Annotated in this window: 20 protein-coding genes; 13 read left to right on the plus strand and 7 right to left on the minus strand. The window is 66.9% G+C overall.

The window, feature by feature from the left end:
* Nucleotides 1–195: 195 nt before the first annotated feature.
* The gene (locus KF708C_RS15690) at nucleotides 196–627 is read right to left on the minus strand and encodes an RrF2 family transcriptional regulator (protein WP_020203433.1); all 432 of its coding nucleotides are present in this window, start codon (nucleotides 625–627) and stop codon (nucleotides 196–198) included.
* A 68-nt stretch (nucleotides 628–695) separates the two neighbouring features.
* Here KF708C_RS15690 and KF708C_RS15695 point away from each other — a divergent pair, with 68 nt between their 5' ends.
* Together KF708C_RS15695 and KF708C_RS15700 are read left to right on the plus strand one after the other, a co-directional pair.
* Nucleotides 696–1673: an alpha/beta fold hydrolase gene (locus KF708C_RS15695; protein WP_059412515.1), complete on the plus strand. Its 978-nt coding sequence runs from the start codon at nucleotides 696–698 to the stop codon at nucleotides 1671–1673.
* 158 nt (nucleotides 1674–1831) lie between these two features.
* Complete coding sequence (locus KF708C_RS15700; RefSeq protein WP_059412516.1) at nucleotides 1832–3511, plus strand: ABC-F family ATP-binding cassette domain-containing protein; 1680 nt, start codon at nucleotides 1832–1834, stop codon at nucleotides 3509–3511.
* 141 nt (nucleotides 3512–3652) lie between these two features.
* Here KF708C_RS15700 and KF708C_RS15705 read toward each other — a convergent pair whose 3' ends face one another.
* The gene (locus KF708C_RS15705) at nucleotides 3653–4546 is read right to left on the minus strand and encodes an SDR family oxidoreductase (protein ID WP_020203430.1); all 894 of its coding nucleotides are present in this window, start codon (nucleotides 4544–4546) and stop codon (nucleotides 3653–3655) included.
* 78 nt (nucleotides 4547–4624) lie between these two features.
* On the opposite strand from KF708C_RS15705, the gene KF708C_RS15710 reads away from it, so the two are divergent.
* A complete protein-coding gene (locus KF708C_RS15710) occupies nucleotides 4625–5191 on the plus strand; it encodes a TetR family transcriptional regulator (protein ID WP_059412517.1) in 567 nt (188 codons plus the stop codon).
* Nucleotides 5192–5266: 75 nt separating this feature from the next.
* On the opposite strand, the gene KF708C_RS15715 is transcribed toward KF708C_RS15710, so the two are convergent.
* On the minus strand, nucleotides 5267–6253 hold the full coding sequence (locus tag KF708C_RS15715; protein ID WP_059412518.1) for a Bug family tripartite tricarboxylate transporter substrate binding protein: 987 nt from the start codon (nucleotides 6251–6253) through the stop codon (nucleotides 5267–5269).
* Between the two features lie 42 nt (nucleotides 6254–6295).
* Nucleotides 6296–7528 (minus strand): alpha-hydroxy acid oxidase, encoded by a 1233-nt coding sequence (locus KF708C_RS15720; RefSeq protein WP_059412519.1) that lies wholly within the window; start codon nucleotides 7526–7528, stop codon nucleotides 6296–6298.
* Between the two features lie 142 nt (nucleotides 7529–7670).
* Here KF708C_RS15720 and KF708C_RS15725 point away from each other — a divergent pair, with 142 nt between their 5' ends.
* Nucleotides 7671–8624 (plus strand): LysR substrate-binding domain-containing protein, encoded by a 954-nt coding sequence (locus tag KF708C_RS15725; RefSeq protein WP_059412520.1) that lies wholly within the window; start codon nucleotides 7671–7673, stop codon nucleotides 8622–8624.
* A 67-nt stretch (nucleotides 8625–8691) separates the two neighbouring features.
* Here KF708C_RS15725 and KF708C_RS15730 read toward each other — a convergent pair whose 3' ends face one another.
* Nucleotides 8692–9474, minus strand: coding sequence for a transporter (locus KF708C_RS15730; protein WP_059412521.1), 783 nt, complete (start codon nucleotides 9472–9474; stop codon nucleotides 8692–8694).
* Nucleotides 9475–9547: 73 nt separating this feature from the next.
* Between KF708C_RS15730 and pstS the strand changes: the two genes are divergently transcribed.
* Nucleotides 9548–10633 carry a phosphate ABC transporter substrate-binding protein PstS gene (pstS, locus tag KF708C_RS15735; protein WP_059412522.1) on the plus strand — a complete coding sequence of 362 codons (1086 nt, stop codon included), beginning with the start codon at nucleotides 9548–9550 and terminating at the stop codon, nucleotides 10631–10633.
* 55 nt (nucleotides 10634–10688) lie between these two features.
* On the opposite strand, the gene KF708C_RS15740 is transcribed toward pstS, so the two are convergent.
* Nucleotides 10689–12017, minus strand: coding sequence for a PDDEXK-like family protein (locus KF708C_RS15740; RefSeq protein WP_059412523.1), 1329 nt, complete (start codon nucleotides 12015–12017; stop codon nucleotides 10689–10691).
* A 376-nt stretch (nucleotides 12018–12393) separates the two neighbouring features.
* Here KF708C_RS15740 and KF708C_RS15745 point away from each other — a divergent pair, with 376 nt between their 5' ends.
* The 6 genes from KF708C_RS15745 to KF708C_RS15760 all read left to right on the plus strand — a co-directional run bounded on the left by KF708C_RS15745 (nucleotide 12394) and on the right by KF708C_RS15760 (nucleotide 16970).
* Complete coding sequence (locus tag KF708C_RS15745; RefSeq protein WP_020203422.1) at nucleotides 12394–13092, plus strand: hypothetical protein; 699 nt, start codon at nucleotides 12394–12396, stop codon at nucleotides 13090–13092.
* 63 nt (nucleotides 13093–13155) lie between these two features.
* Nucleotides 13156–14163 (plus strand): M35 family metallo-endopeptidase, encoded by a 1008-nt coding sequence (locus tag KF708C_RS15750; protein WP_059412524.1) that lies wholly within the window; start codon nucleotides 13156–13158, stop codon nucleotides 14161–14163.
* On the plus strand, nucleotides 14163–14600 hold the full coding sequence (locus tag KF708C_RS35685; protein WP_156173839.1) for a hypothetical protein: 438 nt from the start codon (nucleotides 14163–14165) through the stop codon (nucleotides 14598–14600). The genes KF708C_RS15750 and KF708C_RS35685 overlap by 1 nt, the downstream gene beginning before the upstream one ends.
* A gap of 171 nt (nucleotides 14601–14771) precedes the next feature.
* Nucleotides 14772–15155 carry a hypothetical protein gene (locus tag KF708C_RS35690; protein WP_156173840.1) on the plus strand — a complete coding sequence of 128 codons (384 nt, stop codon included), beginning with the start codon at nucleotides 14772–14774 and terminating at the stop codon, nucleotides 15153–15155.
* A gap of 200 nt (nucleotides 15156–15355) precedes the next feature.
* The gene (locus tag KF708C_RS15755; protein ID WP_059412525.1) at nucleotides 15356–16156 is read left to right on the plus strand and encodes an ATP-binding cassette domain-containing protein; all 801 of its coding nucleotides are present in this window, start codon (nucleotides 15356–15358) and stop codon (nucleotides 16154–16156) included.
* A complete protein-coding gene (locus KF708C_RS15760) occupies nucleotides 16113–16970 on the plus strand; it encodes an ABC transporter permease (RefSeq protein WP_081651420.1) in 858 nt (285 codons plus the stop codon). Before KF708C_RS15755 ends, KF708C_RS15760 begins: the two co-directional genes overlap by 44 nt.
* Nucleotides 16971–17041: 71 nt before the next feature.
* Here KF708C_RS15760 and KF708C_RS15765 read toward each other — a convergent pair whose 3' ends face one another.
* Nucleotides 17042–18103, minus strand: a complete 1062-nt coding sequence (locus KF708C_RS15765) for an NAD(P)-dependent alcohol dehydrogenase (protein ID WP_020203417.1) — start codon at nucleotides 18101–18103, stop codon at nucleotides 17042–17044.
* Nucleotides 18104–18275: 172 nt separating this feature from the next.
* Between KF708C_RS15765 and KF708C_RS15770 the strand changes: the two genes are divergently transcribed.
* Complete coding sequence (locus KF708C_RS15770) at nucleotides 18276–18644, plus strand: c-type cytochrome (protein WP_059412526.1); 369 nt, start codon at nucleotides 18276–18278, stop codon at nucleotides 18642–18644.
* 134 nt (nucleotides 18645–18778) lie between these two features.
* Nucleotides 18779–19096 carry a hypothetical protein gene (locus KF708C_RS15775; RefSeq protein WP_059412527.1) on the plus strand — a complete coding sequence of 106 codons (318 nt, stop codon included), beginning with the start codon at nucleotides 18779–18781 and terminating at the stop codon, nucleotides 19094–19096.
* The last annotated feature ends 116 nt before the right edge of the window (nucleotides 19097–19212 follow it).

Genomic DNA, 19212 nt, shown 5'->3' on the forward strand with positions numbered 1-19212 from the left:
CCGTGAACCGCTAGGATCGACCAGATAACATCACGCCACGAAAAGTCTACTAATGACGCAGGTATAGTCAGACGTTTCACGATTTTAGCTCTTGGATGTGCCTTGTTTTCGCAACGTGCCGAAGAGCCCAGAAGGGTCGTCACCGCCCTCCATGTCAGTCCCCCCACCAGCATCCGCAGCGCCCCCTCCGAAGACCTACCCCCGCCGCCCCCGCACCGACGCCACCCCATGCACGAGCGCCGTCAATGGCCTGGCGCCCAACGTGCGCAGGAGCGCGGCCTCCGCATCCTGCAGTGCGCTTTCGATGAGTCGATTCACCGCCTTTTCGACAGGACAGCTCGGATTGTCATCTGCCGACCCGATTGCGAAGGCGGTGGTATGAGCGATGGCGTCATACACATGCCGCGCAGTCACGCGGTTCAGGTCGCAGGCCAACTCCCATCCACCGCCTCGGCCGCCGGTTGATGTGACCAGCCCGGCATCGCGCAGCGACGCCATGGTCCGGCGCACGACGACGGCATTGGTGTGCAGCATCTGCGCGATGGTTTCCGATGTGGTGGTGCCGTCGCGAAGATGCATGTGGATCAGCACGTGCAACAAGCGGGCGAGACGGGTGTCCTGTGCCATGAGTGCATTTCCGTAACGTTGATAGTTACGGTATTATACGATCCGGTACGCTATCGCTCATTCGATCCATGAACCCAGTCCACGAACGCATCCTGGAAGTCAACGGCATTCGCCTGAACGTCACGGAACAGGGGGCCGGGCCTTTGGTGCTGCTGGTGCATGGTTTCCCCGAGACGTCGCTTGCCTGGCGTCACCAGCGCAGCGCGCTCGCCGCCGCGGGCTTCCGGGCGGTGGCACCGGACCTGCGGGGTTATGGCCGCAGCGAATGTCCCGCGGACATTGCGGCGTACACCACGTTTGACGTGATCGGCGATCTCGTCGCCCTTCTTGATGTATTGGGCGAGCGTCAGGCAGTCATCGTCGGCGGCGACTGGGGGGCGACCATTGCCTGGCAGGCTGCCCAGTTGCGACCGGACCGGTTTCGCGCGGTGGTGGCGCTGGGCGTGCCTCTCATGGGGCGGGCGCCGATGCCGCCCAGCAGGCTGTTCCCGCGGACCGAGGCCGCGATGTTCTACACCCACTACTTCGCGGAGCCGGGCGTCGCCGAGCGGGAACTGGAGCTTGACGTAGAGACGACGGTGCGCAAGATCTACTTTGCGGCCTCCGGCGATGCCGGACCACGCGACGATCCCGCTACACCCAACCCGTTCGGCATGGTGGCGCGCGCCGGCGGCCTGCTGGATGCGCTCCCGGATCCGGCAAGCGTGCCTGCCTGGCTCGACGCCGCCTGCCTGGCCGCGGTCGTCGATGGTTTCAAGACCAGCGGCTTTCGCGGCGGCCTGAACTACTACCGCAATCTCGACAGGAACTGGGCGCTGCAAGGCGCCTTCGAGGGGATCAAGGTCGAGGTGCCCGCGTACTATCTGGTGGGCGAGCGCGACACAGGCCGCGCGATACCGGGGATGGACAGCATTGTTGCGGCCATGCCGACCCTGGCGCCCCACCTGCGGGGCTGCGAAGTCGTCGCGGGCGCTGGCCACTGGCTGCAGCAGGAGGCTCCGGACGCGGTGAATGCCGCGTTGCTCGGCTTTCTCGGCAGCCTGTAGCGCTGTCTGCCCGCTGCCTGCCCGCTGTCTGTCTCCGCGAGCGGTTCGTGATTCCGCGAGCGGTTCGCAATCGGCCGTCTGCTCGCGCGCGGCCCGAAAAGAGACGGCCCCGCGCGTCCGGTCGGCTATCATGCCGATCTTCTCCGAAGTGGCCCCCTATGATCTCCGTCCGTAATGTCACGCTGCGCCGCGGCGTCAATGTCGTACTCGACCGCGCGTCCGCCACCTTCAATCCCGGAGAGAAGATCGGGCTTGTCGGCCGCAATGGCGCCGGCAAGTCGTCTTTTTTCGCTCTTCTCAACGGCACGCTGCACGAAGACGGCGGCGAGTTCTCGATTCCCGCTGCATGGAAGATGGGCCAGGTCGCGCAGGAGATGCCGGAGACCGAGCAGAGCGCTACCGACTTCGTGGTCGAGGGTGACACCGTGCTGCTGGCCGCGCAGGCCGAAGTCGCCGCGGCCGAGGCCAGCGACGACGGCATGCGCATGGCGCACGCCTACATGGCCCTGCACGATGCCGGTGCGCACGATGCCCCCGCACGCGCCCAGGCGCTGATCCAGGGTCTTGGCTTCAGCGCCGAGCAGCTTGGCCAGCCGGTCAACAGTTTCTCCGGCGGCTGGCGCATGCGGCTGCAACTGGCGCGCGCGCTGATGTGCCCGTCCGACCTGCTGCTGCTCGACGAACCGACCAATCACCTCGACCTCGACGCGCTGGTCTGGCTGGAAGCGTGGCTCAAGCGCTATCAGGGAACCCTGGTGGTGATCAGCCACGACCGCGAATTCCTCGACGCGGTAACGCAGGTGACGGTGCACGTCGACAACGCCAAGCTCGTGCGTTATGGCGGCAACTACAGCAAGTTCGAAGACATGCGCGCCGAGCAGCTCGTGTTGCAGCAGGCGGCGATGGCCAGGCAGGAAGACAAGATCGCCCACCTGCAGAAGTTCATCGACCGCTTCAAGGCCAAGGCCTCGAAGGCGAAGCAGGCGCAGAGCCGGGTCAAGGCGCTCGAACGCATGGAGAAGATCGCGCCGGTGCTTGCCGACGCGGAGTTCAGCTTCGAGTTCAAGGAGCCGCTCAGCGTCCCGAACCCGCTGCTGTCGATGCTGGACGCGAGCTTCGGCTACCCGGCGCCGGCCGGCGCGCCGCCGGGCACGCCGCCCACGGTCATCGTGCGGGGCATCAACCGTTCCGTGCTGGCCGGGCAGCGCATCGGCGTTCTCGGCGCCAACGGCCAGGGCAAGTCCACGCTGGTGAAGACGGTGGCGCATGCGCTGGCGCCGATTGCCGGCGAAATCAGCGAAGGCAAGGGCCTGAACATCGGCTACTTCGCGCAGCAGGAACTCGACGTGCTGCGCCCGCTCGACACGCCAATGGAACACATGATCCGCCTTGCCAGGGACACGCCGGCGCACATGCGCGCGCCCGGCCAGAGCGGCACCGAGCAATCGCTTCGCACCTTCCTGGGCACCTTCAACTTCACCGGCGACATGGTCCACCAGGCGGTCAGCACGATGAGCGGCGGCGAAAAGGCGCGGCTCGTGCTGTGCATGATCGTGTGGCAGCGCCCCAACTTGCTGCTGCTCGACGAGCCGACCAACCACCTCGACCTGGCCACGCGCGAAGCGCTGGGCATGGCGCTCAACGAATTCGAAGGCACGGTGATGCTGGTCAGTCACGACCGTGCCCTGCTGCGCGCCGTATGCGACGAGTTCTGGCTGGTCACCAAGGGCGGCGTCGAGCCCTTCGACGGCGATCTGGACGATTACCAGCAGTTCCTGCGCGACGAGGCCCGTCGCATGCGCGAGCAGGCCGCCGCGGCGCCCTTGCAGAAGCCGTAGAAGGACTGAGCAAACGGCCGCGCCCCTTCGTCAGGCGGTGCATGGCCGGCGCTGGCGAGATCGAGGGGCGGCGACGGGGCGAGCGGTGCCGGCCCCGGCTGGCGACGACGGCGCCGCGCGCCCGCTCAAGCACTCACTCACTCACTTTCCGGGATAGTGCCCGGCCGCGATGTCTTCCAGCAGCGTCGCGTGCGTCGGCTCCCAGCCCAGCAGCGACCGCGTGCGCGCGCTGGAGGCCGGGGCGTCGGCGCCGAAGAACATGCCCAGCCAGCCGAAGTGCTGCTGCGCGTGTTCGGCGGGAATCGATGCCACCGGCACGTCCAGGAACTGGCCCAGCGCCGTGGCGATGTCGCGCGTGGCGACGCCTTCTTCGGCGACGGCGTGCAGCACGCTGCCCGGCGCTGCCTTGTCGATCGCGAGTTGCACGAGCTTGCCGGCATCGAGCCGGTTCACCGCCGGCCAGCGGTTTTGCCCTTCGCCGATGTAGCCCGAGATGCGTTTTTCGCGGGCGGTGCGCGCCAGCACCGCGACGAATCCGTGGTCGCCGCCCGCGCCGTGCACCGTCGGCGCGAAGCGCACGACCATGGAGCGGATGCCGCGCCCGGCCAGGCCGAGCGCGTGGGCCGCGTTGGCGATGCGCGGGTGGACTCCGGCGTCCGGCATGTCTGTCTCGGTGCCGACGCGGCCCGGGGCCAGCCCCAGCGAGCCCGAGGCGACCAGCAGCGGACCACCCGTGCCTTGCAGCACGTCGGCGAACGCGTCGATGGCCGCGCGGTCGGTCTGCGCCGCGGCCGCCATCTGCGAGAAGTCGTGGTTGTAGCCGAGGTGCACGACGCCTTCGGCCAGCGCCGCCGCGCCGCGCAGGCTGGCGAGGTCGTCCAGGCTGCCGCGCACCACCTCGGCACCCAGCCCGGCGATCCTGGCGGCGGACTCGTCGTTGCGGGCGAGGCCGAGGACGTGATGCCCCGCGGAGATGAGTTCCTTGACGCTGGCCGAGCCGATCCAGCCCGAGGCGCCGGTGACGAGAATTCGCATGGTAGGGCTCCTTGATGTCATTAAGTGACATCAGTATAGACTTATGATGTCACTTTGTGTCAACACAAGAGAGGGGACATGGGTCGCTGGGAGCCCGATGCCGAGAGCCGCTTCCGTGCCGCGGCCATCGAACTGTTCGGTGAGATCGGCTACGAGCAGACGACCGTGGCAGCCATCGCGGAGCGCGCGGGGCTGACCGCGCGCACGTTTTTTCGCTACTTCGCCGACAAGCGCGAAGTGCTTTTCAATGGCTCCGAGCGTCTTCAGCAGTCGATGGCCGAGGCGCTGGCCCAGGCGCCGGCCGAGGCTTCGGCGCTGGATGCGGTCGCCGCCGCCTTGACCAAGGCCGGCGATTTCTTCGATGACGAGCGCCGCCCGTTTGCCCGCCTGCGCAGCACGGTGATCGCGGCCAACGCGGACCTGCGCGAGCGCGAGCTGAGCAAGCTGGCGAGGCTGTCCGCGGCGCTCGCGCAGGCGCTGCGCGAGCGCGGTGTCGGCGAGCCGGACGCGACCCTCGCGGCCGAGGCGGGCATCGCCGTCTTTCGGATCGCGTTCGCGCAGTGGGTCGGCGAGTCGGAGCGGCGCGGCTATGGCGAGATCGTGAATGCATCGCTGGCGCGGCTGAGAGCGCTCGTGGCGGGCTGACCGGCCCGCTTGCGAGCCGAGCACCGCGGCGCTCGCCGGTCGGCCAGTTCGCGCGCGTGCGCGGCGCGCGCCCGCTTACTCGATGCGTGCGCCCGATGCCTTCACGATGCCGGACCAGCGCCGGACCTCGGCGTGGATGAAGCGCCCGAAGTCCTCGGGCGAGGCGGGCGCGGCCTGCAGGCCGGCCGCCGCAAAGCGCGCCTGCAGTGCCGGCGTGGCCAGCGCCCTGGCCAGCGACTGGTTCAGCGCGACGACGATGTCGCGCGGCGTGCCCGCCGGCGCCAGCATGCCGTGCCAGGTCGCCATCTCGTACCCCGGCACGCCGGACTCCGCCAGCGTGGCCAGCTCGGGCAGCTGCGGCATGCGCTTCAGCGAGGTCACGCCGAGCGCGCGCAGGCGGCCGCTTTGCATATGGGGCAGGGCGGTGGGGAAGATCTCGAACATCATGTCGATCTGTCCGCCGAGCAGGTCGGTCATGGCCGCCGAGCCGCCCTTGTAAGGCACGTGCATCAGGTCGACATTGGCCTTCGATTCGAACAGCTGGCCGCCCAGGTGCTGCGAGGAGCCGTTGCCGGCCGACCCGTAGCGCAGCGTGCCGGGCCTGGCGCGCGCCAGCGCGATCAACTCCTGCGCCGTGCGTGCCGGCAACTGCGGATTGACGATCAGGATCAGCGGCGACGAGGCGATCAGGCCGATCGGCTCGAAGCTTTTCTCGGCATCGTAGGGCAGCTTCGAATACAGCGTGGGATTGATGCCGTGGGTGCTGGTCGAGCCCTGCAGCAGCGTGTAGCCATCGGGCCGGGCATGCGCGACGAGGCCGCTGCCGATCGTGCCGCCGGCTCCGCCGCGGTTGTCTACCACCACGGGCTGGCCAACTTCGGCCGCGAGCGCCTGGGCGACCGCGCGGGCCACGAAGTCGGTGGTGGTGCCGGCCGGGTAGGGCGCCACGTAGGTAATCGCGCGGTTCGGATAGCCGGTGGCGGCCTCGCTCAATCCGGGGCGCAGCAGCGGCACGGCCCAGGGCAGCGTGCCGGCCGTGGCGAGAAAACGTCGTCGATCCATCTTTGTCTCCGTATGTGTTTATGTTTTATGTCGTCGCGGAATTCAGCGCGGGGGTACCGGTACCAGCCGGTCTGGTGTCATCTGCGCGAGCGCGTTGATGCCGAGCGCGCCCATCGTGCGCACCACCTCGTCGTGCAGAATGCGGATCGCGTAGGCCACGCCGTCGTGTCCGCCGAACGCGGTGGCGTAGTTGAACGGCCGGCCCACGAACACGAAGCGCGCGCCCAGCGCCAGCGCCTTCATCACGTCGGTGCCGCGCCGGATGCCGCCATCGAGCATCACCGGCCGGCCGCCCGCCGCATCGACCATCGCCGGCAGCGTGCGCAGCGGCGAGACCGCGCTGTCGAGCTGGCGTCCGCCGTGATTGGAGGCGATGATGCCGTCGGCGCCGGCTTCGATCGCGCATCGCACGTCGGCCGGATCGAGCAGTCCCTTGATCACCAGCGGCCCTTGCCAGCGGGCGCGGATATGGCGGATCACGCTCCAGTCCAGATGCGCGCGTCCGCTGAATTCCCGCTCCACATTGCGGGACATGATGGGCGCGCCGCGCGTGGCGAACGAGTTCTCGAAATGCGGCATGCCGTGACGGACCAGCGTGCGCGCGAAGGTGCCAAGCAGCCATCGTGGCCGGGTCAGCCCGTCCCAGGCGAGCCGCGGCGTGGGGCGCAGCGGCGTGGAGAAGCCGGTACGCAGGTTGTTCTCGCGGTTGCCGGGCACCGCGACGTCCACGGTGACGACCAGCGTCTCGATCTTCGCGCGGGCCACGCGATCGAGCAGCGCATCGGTACGCGCGAGATCGGGCGGCAGGTAGATCTGGAACCACGGCCGGTCGCCCGCGGCGGCAATGGTCTCCAGCGGAATCAGCGACGATCCGCTGATGATCATGGGAATGCCGGCGCCGGCGGCGGCGCTGGCCAATGCGATATCGCCGCGATACCCGGACAGCGCCACGATGCCCATCGGCGCGATGCCGAACGGCGACGCATAGGTGCGGCCGAACAGCGTGGCCTGTGCCGAACGTCCGGCCACGCCCGCCAGAAAGCGCGGCAGCAGGCCATATTCGGCGAATGCCCGCCGGTTGTCGTCGAGCGACAGGCCGTCTTCCACGCCGCCGCTGACATAGCCGAAGATCGGGCGCGGCAGGCGCCGCTGCGCGGCCCGCTCGAAATCGTCGAGGGAAAGAATGCCGCGAAAGCGGGTATCGACGCGGCGCCGTTGCGTATCGGCGGAACTGGACGCCGGCTGCGCGGCGCGCGGCTGGGCGCTCGCGGTCATGCGGAAACTCCGTGGCTCATCGGGAAATCTTTCTGGGGACAGGACATTGGCGCGAGTCTATATGGCGCACCGGGAACCGGCATGAGCCTTGGCTGAACGGGTGTTCGGTATACTTGAACACCCCCCGCCCCCCTATATCCAGATGGAACTGCGCCAGCTTCGCTATTTCGTGCGTGTCGTCGAGTTGAACAGCATGGGACGCGCCGCGATCGAACTCGATCTGGCGACCTCGACGCTGAGCCAGCAGATCAGCCGGCTGGAGGGTGAGCTGTCCACGCGCCTGCTGCAGCGGCGCTCGACCGGCGTGTTTCCCACCGATGCCGGCCTCGATTTTTTCCGGCATGCGCAACTGATCCTGCGCCAGGTCGAGGCGGCAGCCAGCGCGGCACAGCAGGGGCGGCTGTCGGGGCTGGTCAGCATCGGCCTGGCCGGCACCACTGCGGCGATGCTGGCGCTGCCCTTCGTCACCGCCATGCGCGCGCGCTATCCCGCCGTGCGCCTGCGGATCGTGGAGGGCCTGGCCGGCAATCTCGAAGCGCTGCTCAACTCGCGCCAGCTCGATCTGGCCATCGTATTCCAGGCCGATGCCGCGCGCCGCTGGACCGTGGTGCCGCTGCTGGACGAGCACCTGTTCCTGCTTGGCAGCGCCGGTCTTCCGGGCATGCCCGACGCCGACGAAGCCTCGGTGGCGGAACTGGGCGATCTGCCGCTGATTCTCCCGAGCGGCACCCACACGCTGCGCAATCTCGTGCTCGACGCGTTTCGCGAAGTTGGCGGCATGCCGAATGTCGTGCTCGAAGTCGATGGCGCCGGCACGCTGATGGATGTGGTGCGGGCTGGCGTGGGCGCCACGATTCAGCCCGGCTCGCTGCTGGCCCGCGTGGGCATTCCGCATGGCGGCACGTCGGGCGCCGATGGCTTGCGCGCCATTCGCCTGCGCGACGACGTGATGCATCGCACCAGCCTGCTGGCCAGCCTGCCCGACGACGAATTGTCGACGGCCGCGCTTGGCGCGCGCGTGGTGCTTGTGGAGGTCGCGCGCGAACTGGCGCGCAGCGGGCGCTGGCCCGGGGCGAATGGCGAGATCGGGCAATAGCGGCCTGCTCGGAGCGTTGAACCTCATCCGCGGGGAATCTTCGCTGCGGGGAATCTGCAGGCAGGCGCTAAGGCGCAAACCGATAGGTAATCCCGAGCAGCCATTCCCGCGATGGCACCTTCGCCCGCACGGTGGCCTGATAGCCGATGTCCAGATCCAGGCCCGGAAACACCGTATAGATGACGCCGGCCAGCAGTGTCACCGGCCAGGCTCCGCTCGCGGGGTTCGGGTCGGTGACGGCCACGGCCTCCGCCGTCAGGATCAGGTGCTCGTTGGCTGCCCACATGACTGCCGCGGCCACTCGCTTTTCCCACGTTCTCGCCCCGCTTCCCTCCGGGTTGCGCGCGAGTCCGACATTGCCGTGAAACGTGAAGGGCGCGGCATCGTAGGTAGCGAGCATCAGCGCGTGCGCGGACACCTTGTCGTGAGGCAGCCCGAGGCCATGCTGGCTGGTTGGCGCCGTCACGCCCAGCCTCGTCCCGAACGCCCAGGGGGCGCTGCCATGGAAGCGCCATTTCGCGTCGATGTTCGTGTCGCCCAGCCCCCGGGTTCGCGCGCCATCCGGATCGAACCCGCGTATCCAGGACGGCTGGACGATCAGGTCCAGGGTCGGGGTCAGGCCATATGAGATCTGCGGCTGATACGTGAACACCGTCGCGCCCTCGGCGCGCAGCCACGACATGCCGTTCTCGAGCTCGATATTGCCCTTGCCCTGGGTGCTCGTGTCCTCGGCCTCCAGCGGGTGCGCGCCGAATGCCGGGGGCGCGGCCGCCAGCGCCGCAGCCGCTATCCAGGCGGCCGGTTGCCTCCGCTGCGTCGGGCGCGGACTGTCATCTGCTCGTTGCGGCATTCGATCTATGATCCCATTCCACGCAATCACTGTAGCCATCGCTTGTGACGCTTGCGCGACGCCGGGGGAAGTCATGAATCGTGTTGCTCACCTGATCCTGCTGTTGGTGGCCGCCCTGGCACTGACGGCGCACCGGCCGTCATTCGCCGCCGACGTGGTCCTGCGCGGGGCCGGCGCGACGTTTCCCTATCCCATCTATGCGAAGTGGGCCGCGGAGTACAAGCGCGCCACGGGCGTCGACATCCGCTATGAAGCTGTCGGCTCCGGCGCGGGCATCGATCTTGTCGGGCACGGTATGGTGGACTTCGGCGCGTCGGACGTGCCGCTTGCCGAGGAGGAACTGCAGCGGGCGGGTGCCATGCAGTTTCCCGCCGTGATCGGCGGCGTGGTGCCGGTCATGAACGTCGGCGGCATCAAGTCCGGGGAGCTGCGGCTGAGCGGGCAGGTCCTGGCGGAGATCTACCTCGGCAAGATCACGAAATGGAACGACCCCGCCATTTCGGCGCTGAATCCCGGGCTGCATCTGCCCAGCACCTTCATTACGGTCGTGCACCGGTCCGATGCGTCCGGCACCACCTTCCTCTGGTCCGAGTTCCTGTCGCGGTCGAGCGCGGAATGGCGCGCAAAGGTCGGCGCGGACAAGGTGCTCGCATGGCCGACCGGGGTGACGGGCGCGGGCAACGAGGGCGTGGCGTCGTCGGTGCAGCGCACGAAGTCATCGATCGGCTATGTCGAATACGCCTACGCCCGGGAGCACAACCTCACCACCGCCTCCGTGCGCAATCGCGATGGCGCATTCGTGCAGCCGGGCGAGGCTTCGTTCGAGGCGGCGGCACGGGCGGCGCAGTGGCGGCGCTCCGCGGATTTGTATCAGCTCCTGATCGACCAGGCCGGCGCGGCGAGCTGGCCCATTGCCGGCGGCACGTTCATCCTGCTGCGCACCGCGGCCGATCAGCCCGCGCGAAGCCTCGAAGTCCTGAAATTCTTCGACTGGGCGCTGCACGATGGCCAGCGCTTCGCGATCGACCTCGACTACGTTCCGCTGCCGGCGCCGGCGCTCGATCTGATCGACGGCGTGTGGGCGGATCAGGTCAGGAGCGCGTCCGGCGGGGCCGTCTGGACGCGCCGCGCTTCGTCGCACCGGCAGGAGCATCGCTAGGGGGCGTCGCCAGGGGGTGTCGAAGGGCGCCGCAGCGCAGGCGGGGAACCCTCGTTCAGTCGGCAGCAAGAACGGGCCGGCTCCTGATCTGGTCGCTGATGGATTCCAGCAGCTTCCTCGACTCCTTGACCGCATCGGCCTGGGACAGGTGTTTCTTGATGACCAGGCGGCGAATGTCGGAGGCGGCGAATTTCTTCAGGCCGGGAAAGAGCGTCTGGAAGTGGGCGCGCAGTTCCGGCTCGTCGCAGATCGCGGCATTGAATTCGCCCCGTGCCCAGACCAGGCGAAGGTTGAACTTCGGCGCGTCCGGGCGGGAGGCCCTGGCGTCGCGATACACGTTGATGTAGACCGGCCAGAAGGCATCGTCGCCGTCGCGCAGCAGATCCACGGTCTGCGCGGGCGTGGCGTTGAACCAGGTCCTGCCGGTTTCGATCAGGTCCTGGTTCAGCGAGGGCATGCTCCTCACCAGTTGCTGGACGATGGTGGCCACGCCCTGGATGCCGGTGAGCTGCTCGCAGACCTGGGGATACTGCGCCTGGAAGAGCCGCAGTTCGCCGATGGCGCCTTCGAGTGACTTCGGTTTCCAGTCGAGGACGGACTCCTTGCGCACTTCGCGCATGGCCTCGACCACCTGCGGATGGGCGAGCGCGAGGTCGGCGGCGAGTTCGGAGATGCGCTGCTCCGCCGGGCTCTCCCATTCCGTCTGCTTCTGGCAGTACGCAACCAGCAGCTGCGCGGCGTTCTTGTCGCGCGCCAGCTGGAACCGCGCGCGTTTCGCCGAGGCTTCGAGCCAGCTGTAGTCGAGCAGCGTCCATCGTTTCCCGAGCGATTCGATGGCGTCTTCCGGATAGTCCTTCAGGTCGCGGTCGAGCACGATAAAGGCCTGGTCGTAGTCGGAGAAGACCGGGCGCGACGAGACTTCGGCCTTGACCGCCTTGACGTACCTGTCCAGCTGCTCGGCGGTCAGGTTCGCGCCGGCCTTGTTCTCGATCGTGATGAGCATCTTGTTCTGCGGGTCGATCAGGAACAGGTCGAGCCGGCCTTTCTTCGTGCCGTTGTCCACCTCGACGCTGAATTCGCGGGTAACGAACGCGGCGCCGAAACTGCTCGTGCGGATCCTGCCCGGCGTCCATTTCTCGAAGAACCGCTTGTTGTCCCAGATGGGATCCACGCTGGCGGCATAACCGGCCTCGAGAAAATCCTTGATGACGGCATCGCCCTGGGAGTGGCCCTCGTTCGGGTTCATGCACCACGCCAGCGTGTCGGAGTGCTGGTTCTCGGTGAGCTTGATGACGTCGAAGAGGTCGTCGGTCGTCTTGTTCTGCTCGATCAGCTCCACGAGGTTGGTGTCTCGCAGGAATGCATACAGATCGGTTGGTTCCACTTGTACTTGTGTCCTCGGTGTCTTGGCCGGTGTCCTGATGCCCGGTGGTTGGTGGACCGCCTCGCCTCGCCTTGCGTCGATGGCCCGGCGCGGGCGGTCTTGCGCGCGATGAGATGCTATCGGAGAAATCCGGCAAAGCTTGAGCGTTTCGGCCTGCCTCTTCCGAGGGGCCGCGGCACCGCGTCCGCCGGCTGCCGGCGCGGCACAGCCGGCCCGGAAAGGAGCCGTCCCGAAGGCGGCACACGGCCCGCCGGACCCCGGCGCGGTCAATCTTGCGCGGCGGAGAGCGCAAAAACAGAAATTTCCCATTTATTTCGCGCCCGATACTGGGTATATGTTGAGTCACTCCAATGTCACTCAAAGGAGGTGTACTCAAATGGCGCAACCGAACCCGCCATCCCGCCCCTGCGGGCATGTCCTGCACACCACGCCGGAGCTGTTCCTGCTGGTCAACTACGCGCCCAGGGAAGGCGAGCCGAACTGGTGCAACGCATTGTGCGAATTCGTGGAGGAGGGCGACGCCGACTCCGGCGACGCGCTGTCCGTGCACATCTCGCCCTTCGACGCCCTGCTCGACGCCGCATTCATGTCCGGCCCCGGCAAGCCGTATCACGTGGTGCGCGCGGCCACCTTCGATCCGCGCCCGCTGATCCGGCACGGCGGCGGCAAGCTCCATCTCAACCTGCATTGCGGCTGGGCCGCGAGCGACGGCCGCATCGTGGTCCGGCGCAAGGGCGCTCTCGCCAGCGTCTGCATGATGCAGACCGAGGACATCCCGCAGACGCGGCTCGACGCCATCGATCTGGAGATCGGCCCCGAAGGCATGGCCAGGTACGAGCGCCTGCGCGAACACGCCGGGCTGTTCGCGCACGCGGACTCGCACGGCCTGCTGGAAACCTGGACGGAACAGCAGCGGCACCAGGCCGTGGGGCTGGCCATACAGCGCATGCCGGGCGTCGTGCCGGTCGGCGCGGAAGTCGACCAGGTCGCGCTCTACGACCCTGAAGCCGCGCAATGGCACTTCGTGCCCATCGCGGTGTTCCGTGGCGGCCCCGGCGTCAAGGCGACCGCCTGAGCGCCGCATCGCGCGGCGACGGCCGTCACCGCGCCAACCCATCCAACCGCGAGAGGTCTTCTGATGATGGACATGCGACGAGCGCTCCGCAACGGCGACCGCACCAGCAGCAACGGCACGCTGATCGGCACCGGCGCGATGACGCACCACGGCGTGCGGCTCGGCGTCGAGGGCGACATCGCCACCTGCCCGGCATGCCAGGGCAGCGGCGTCGTCACCAACGACTGCCAGCCGTCGTTCAGCGTGATGGGCACGCAGGTCCTGGTCGAAGGCGCGCGCGTGAACTGCAAATGCGCGGACAAGCCGGTCGTCATTGCCTCGCAGGACGATTTCACCATCGAGGTGAACCGCGGCGGCATCCGTCCGCCGGCGGGCAGCGCCGCCGCGCCCGTGGCGGCTTCGAACAAGCTGACCGAAGGCGCGCCGCGGGAAACGGCCGCGGACGACCCCACGCTGATCTGCCAGAACATGAGCAACGCGGAGTTCTACGCCACCATGAACCGGCTGCGCGACAAGGCCGTGCGGCTGCTGGGCGACCGGCTGGCCGAACTGGAACGGTGGGACACCGCGGACCAGGACAAGGTCAGGCTCTGGTTCGGCAATGCGCGGGAGGATACGCGGGAGCGGCTGCGTGGCGGGATGGCGCGCATGCGGCAGATCATGCGCGGGCTGACCGACAGGAACTATGAGCGCTATACGGTGGAGGGGCTGGCGCGGGTGGGGTGTGTGCCGAGGGCTAGGGAGGATGAGTTGCCACCAACGGCCTCCGTCTGTAAGCCCGATGGAACGTATATGATTTTTATCGGGGATATATTTTGCCGAACCGATGTCGAGGCAAACAGTATTCATGGTGTCCCGTTCAATAAAGAGTCAAAACTTACCATTCTGATACATGAGATATCACATTTTCCATTGGCGATGGATAGCAGGGACACTTGGTCAAGTATCCGCATATCAATGGAGAAGGCAGCCGCACGAGATGAATTTTGCATAAACAATGCAGATAATATTTCGTACTATGTGGCAAATATTCCTAACTGGACCGGCAACGTTCCGGTATGGAGGCCTTGATGAAATATTTACTGGGTTTAATCCCGTTGGTATCAACTTGGTCTGCTTTCGCTTGCCATCCGCCATATGTTGAATACGAACCTCTCTATGAGGGCCAGCGGATCACTCTTTCGGCCAGCGAAATTCGCCGCATGGCTGACTGGAGGGGGATGGCGAGACGGTCCTTCCCCAATGACGGTACGTATTCCATTTCGGTTCAGAAAAATCCACGAGTTGGCATATCGGCCCGTCTGGCAAAGATCAGGGCGCAGGACTTGAAGCGGTTGCTGTTGAATTTTGGTGTCAAGGAGTCGGACATTCTGGATGCGGAGATCAAGAACTACGGCTACGACGCCCCCCCGAACGCCGAAGCGCGGCGGCTGGCGAACACCGCCTATATCTCCGTCGATCCGCGTTGTCCGCATCCGTGCTGTCCCGGGCCGCAACCATCGAAATGAAATCAATCAACTGGAGAACTGATGTCCAAGAAAAATAGCAGTGGACCGATGTGTCGGCATAGGCAATGGCTCAGGCGAGCCATTCTGGCAATGTGCTTGTCGACCGGCACAACGTATGCATGCAGTCCGGGTTTTCCTGATATATACCTGCGGTTTCCCAAGCATTCACACATGCTGACCGCCGACGCGGCGCTTAAACTGGGAACATGGCTTGCGGAGCAGCGGGTCAACTACCCGAACTACGACTATTTCCTTGTCGATGCTTATCGGGTCGGGGGTGAAGCAGGAGGTGTGTCACTTATCAGTGCGCGGGCCGAGACGGTTCGTCGCTTCTTTCTCGACCGGGGATTCAATCCGGAAAGGATTGAGTCGAGCGCGCGGAAATCCCTTCTGGACGACCCTGCCAAGCCGGAAGTCGCCCGCGCAGTGAATGTCAGTATCGTCGCTGCCTGCCCCCATGCCTGTTGCAGCATGGAAACCCACAAGGTTGAATTCACCGGCCTGCCCATGCCCACGGACAGCGGCATGGCCGCCGCGGGCGGCGAAGCGCGCTAGTGTCCGGTCCATCCTGTATGTTCCCGCCGCCGCGGGATGACATGGCTCGCCGCAGGCCGCGAAGCGACCTTGACCCACATCAAGGGCCCCCGGCGGGCGGCGTATAGATTGAGCAGATCGGCGGCCGGCCCGGCAACGACAGCATGCGGGACGGCCGCGCCCGTTCATCCGTACCCGCCAGTCCTGCCCGAGGGAGACCGATGTCCCAGCCCATCATCGAAACCCATGCGTTGGTCCGCCGTTTCGGCAGCATGACGGCGGTCGGCGGCCTGACGCTGTCCATCGAGGCGGGCGAGGTCTTCGGCCTGCTGGGCCGCAACGGGGCGGGCAAGACGACCTTGATCAAGATGCTGACGACCTTGCTGCCGCCCAGCGGAGGCACGGCGTCGGTGGGCGGCTTCGACATCGTGCGGGAGGCCGCGTCCGTGCGGCGCATCATCGGTTATGTGCCGCAGGCCTTGTCGGCGGATGGCGACCTGTCGGGTTTCGAGAACCTGCTGGTGTTCGCCAAGCTCTACGACATCCCGCGCGCGCAGCGCGAGAAGCGCATCCAGGATGCGCTCGCGTTCATGGATCTTGCCGACGTGGGGCACAAGCTGGTCAAGACCTATTCCGGCGGCATGATCCGGCGCCTGGAGATCGCGCAATCCACGCTGCACCGGCCGCGGGTCCTGTTCCTCGACGAGCCCACCGTCGGGCTGGACCCGGTGGCGCGCATCTCCGTGTGGGAGCAGCTGGAGAAGCTGCAGGCGGAGTTCGGCAGCGCCATCCTGCTGACCACGCACTACCTGGAAGAGGCGGAGCGGCTGTGCGACCGGGTCGGAATCATGAATCACGGCACGATCGCCGCGATCGGCTCGCCCGCGGAACTCAAGGCTGTCGTCGGCGCGCATGCCAGCTTTGAAGACGTTTTCGAACACTACACCAGCGCGGACGCTGCCCAGCAAGGTGCCTACGATGAAACCTCTCAGACCCGCCGCTCCGCCAACCGCCTTGCCTGACGTGCTGCCGCAACGCGACGCGGGCAGGCCCTGGCCGGTGGTGGCCTTCGTTGCCAAGACCTTCGCCATTGCCGACATGGAGGTGCGCAAGCTCTGGCACGACCCCACGGAACTGGTGACGCGCGCGGTGCAGCCCGCGCTGTGGCTGCTGATATTCGGGCAGGTCATGAGCCACGGCCGCGTGATCGATACCGGCGGCGTGCCTTACCTGGATTTCCTGGTGCCGGGCATCCTGGCGCAGAGCGTGCTGTTCATCGCCATCTTCAACGGCATTTCCATCATCTGGGAACGCGACCTGGGCATCGTGCACAAGTTTCTCGCCAGCCCGACGCCGCGCGCCGCGCTGGTGCTGGGCAAGGCGCTGGGCGGCGGCGTGCGCGCGCTGGTGCAGGCCGTGGTGGTCATGGGGCTGGCCGCGCTGCTCGGCGTCAAGATGCAGTGGGACCCGTTGTCGCTGGCGGGGCTGGTGGTGTTCGTGCTGCTCGGCGCGGCGGTGTTTTCCACGTTCTCGCTGATCATCGCCTGCCTGGTGAAGACGCGCGAGCGTTTCATGGGCGTGGGGCAATTGCTGACCATGCCGCTGTTCTTCGCCAGCAACGCGATCTATCCCACTTCCCTGATGCCGCGCGCGCTGCAGGTCATTTCGCACCTGAATCCGCTGACCTACCAGGTGGATGCGTTGCGCACGCTGCTGCTGTCCGGGCGCGCTGCCGGCGGCGGCATCGGCCTCGCGGTGGACGGGGCCGTGCTCGGGGTCACGCTGCTGGGCATGGTGGCGGTCAGCACCCGGATCTATCCGCAGATCGTGCGCTAGGCCGCGCGGCGGGGAGGGCGGCATGCGGGGCAACGCTTGCGTTGTCCGCATGCCGCCGCCCGCGCCGCGGGTCAGGCGGCGGCTTCTTCCTTCAGCGACGCCATGTCGATCACGAAGCGGTATTTCACGTCGTTCTTTTCGAGCCGCTCGTAAGCTTCGTTGACGGCCTGGATCGGCACCATCTCGATGTCGCTGACGATGTTGTGCTCGGCGCAGAAATCCAGCATCTCCTGCGTCTCGGCCATGCCGCCGATGGCGGAGCCGGCGATGGACTTGCGCCCGCCGATCAGGCTGATGCCGGCCAGCGGCTCGATGTCGGTCAGCACGCCCACCAGCACCATCGTGCCGTCGAGCTTGAGCAGCGCGGCGTAGGGGTTGAGGTCGTGGCCGGTCGGGATGGTGTTGAGCAGGAAGTCGAAGCTGCGGGCGTGGCGGGCCATGTCGTCGGCGTCGCGCGAGAGCAGCACCGCGTCGGCGCCGAGGCGGGTGGCGTCCTTGCCTTTCCCGGGGGACGTGGTGATCATCGTCACGTGCGCGCCGAGCGCCTTGGCGAACTTGATGCCCATGTGGCCGAGGCCGCCGAGGCCGATCACGCCGACCTTCTGGCCGGGGCCGACCTTCCAGTGGCGCAGCGGGGAGTAGGTGGTGATGCCGGCGCACAGCAGCGGCGCCACGGCCTTGAGGTCGAGCTTGGGGGAGACCTTCACCACGAAGCGCTGCTCGACCACGATCTGCTCGGCGTAGCCGCCGAAGGTCAGCTGGTCGCTGCCGCGTTCCTTGTCGTTGTAGGTCAGTGTGGCGCCTTGCTCGCAGTATTGCTCGAGGTCGGCACGGCAGGCCGCGCAGGCGCGGCAGGAATCGACCATGCAGCCCACGCCGGCGTAGTCGCCGACCCGCAGGCCGGTCACGGCGCTGCCGACCTCGGCCACGCGGCCCACGATCTCGTGGCCGGGGACCATCGGGTAGAGCGAGTTGCTCCAGTGGTTGCGGGCCTGGTGCAGGTCGGAGTGGCAGATGCCGCTGTAGAGGATCTCGATCCGCACGTCGTGGCTGCCCACGTCGCGGCGATGGAAGCGGAACGGGACGAGGGGAGACTCGGCGTTATGGACGGCGTAGCCGCGGACTTCGAACATGGCGATATGGGCGGGTAGTTCAGGGAACCCACACAATAGTGCGCGGCTCGCGCGGGTTCAATCTGGAAGATTGGCATAGGCTGTCCAATAATCCTGCACAATCCGTGCTGTTCGACAATTTCTCTCCCCGCCCGGCTGCCTCTGCGCCGTCCGGCGCGGCTGCCCGGCCACAATGAAAAAATCCACAGTATTGATCCTGGCCTTCGCGTTTCACGCCGCGGCGCATGCCGCCGGGGACGCGCGGGCCGGCAGCAATGTCTTCACCTCGAAATGCGCGTCGTGCCACAGCGTCGGGCCGTCGGCGCGCGGCGGATTCGGGCCGCAGCTCAATGGCATCTTCGGCCGCGTTGCCGGCAGCACGAGCGATTATCAATACTCTGCCGCCATGAAGCAGTCGGGCATTGTCTGGTCCGAGAAGACATTGGCGGCGTTCGTTTCGTCGCCGGGCAAGGTCGTGCCCGGCACCAGGATGCGTTTCTGGGGGCTCGGCAGCGAGCGGCAGATCGCGGACCTGCTGGCCTACCTGCATGCCAATCCGTAGCGCGGGCGCGGCGCCCGGGCCGAAAGCAAAAACCGTACTGGAACTTTGCCGTGCCGGCAGCTACGCTGTCAGACGGAGGCCACTGCGCCGGGTTAGCGCGAGGGGCCGCGGACCTCGATTGGAAGGAGTGACCTATGAAAATCGCTATCGCGCTGGCAATTGCCGTTCTCGTTCCAGGTATCGTCCATGCCGCCGGCCCGGCGAATCCGGCCGACCGCTATGACTACAACATGCGCAGCACCAACAAGGACGGCTACGTGCCGGACCCGCAGCGTGTGACGAACAAGGATGGCTACGTGCCGGACACGGCGCGGGCCAACGACAAGTTCGACCCCTATACCCAGGGGGCCAGGCAGAGCACCGCTTCCGCGCTGACCGACTCGAAGACGACGAAAGCGCACGGGAAGACACGCAGTCACAAGAAGGCGCCGACGGTCGGCACCGACAAGTAAGCGCGCGGCGCCTGCCCCGGCGGCGCCGGCCGGAAACGTCCCGATGGCCCCGAATGCCATTCGGGGCGTTTTGCTTTGCGCCGCGCGCGGCACGATGCCGCCATGACGAAGGCGGG

The organism is Cupriavidus basilensis, from assembly GCF_000876015.1.
Lineage (GTDB): Bacteria > Pseudomonadota > Gammaproteobacteria > Burkholderiales > Burkholderiaceae > Cupriavidus > Cupriavidus basilensis_B.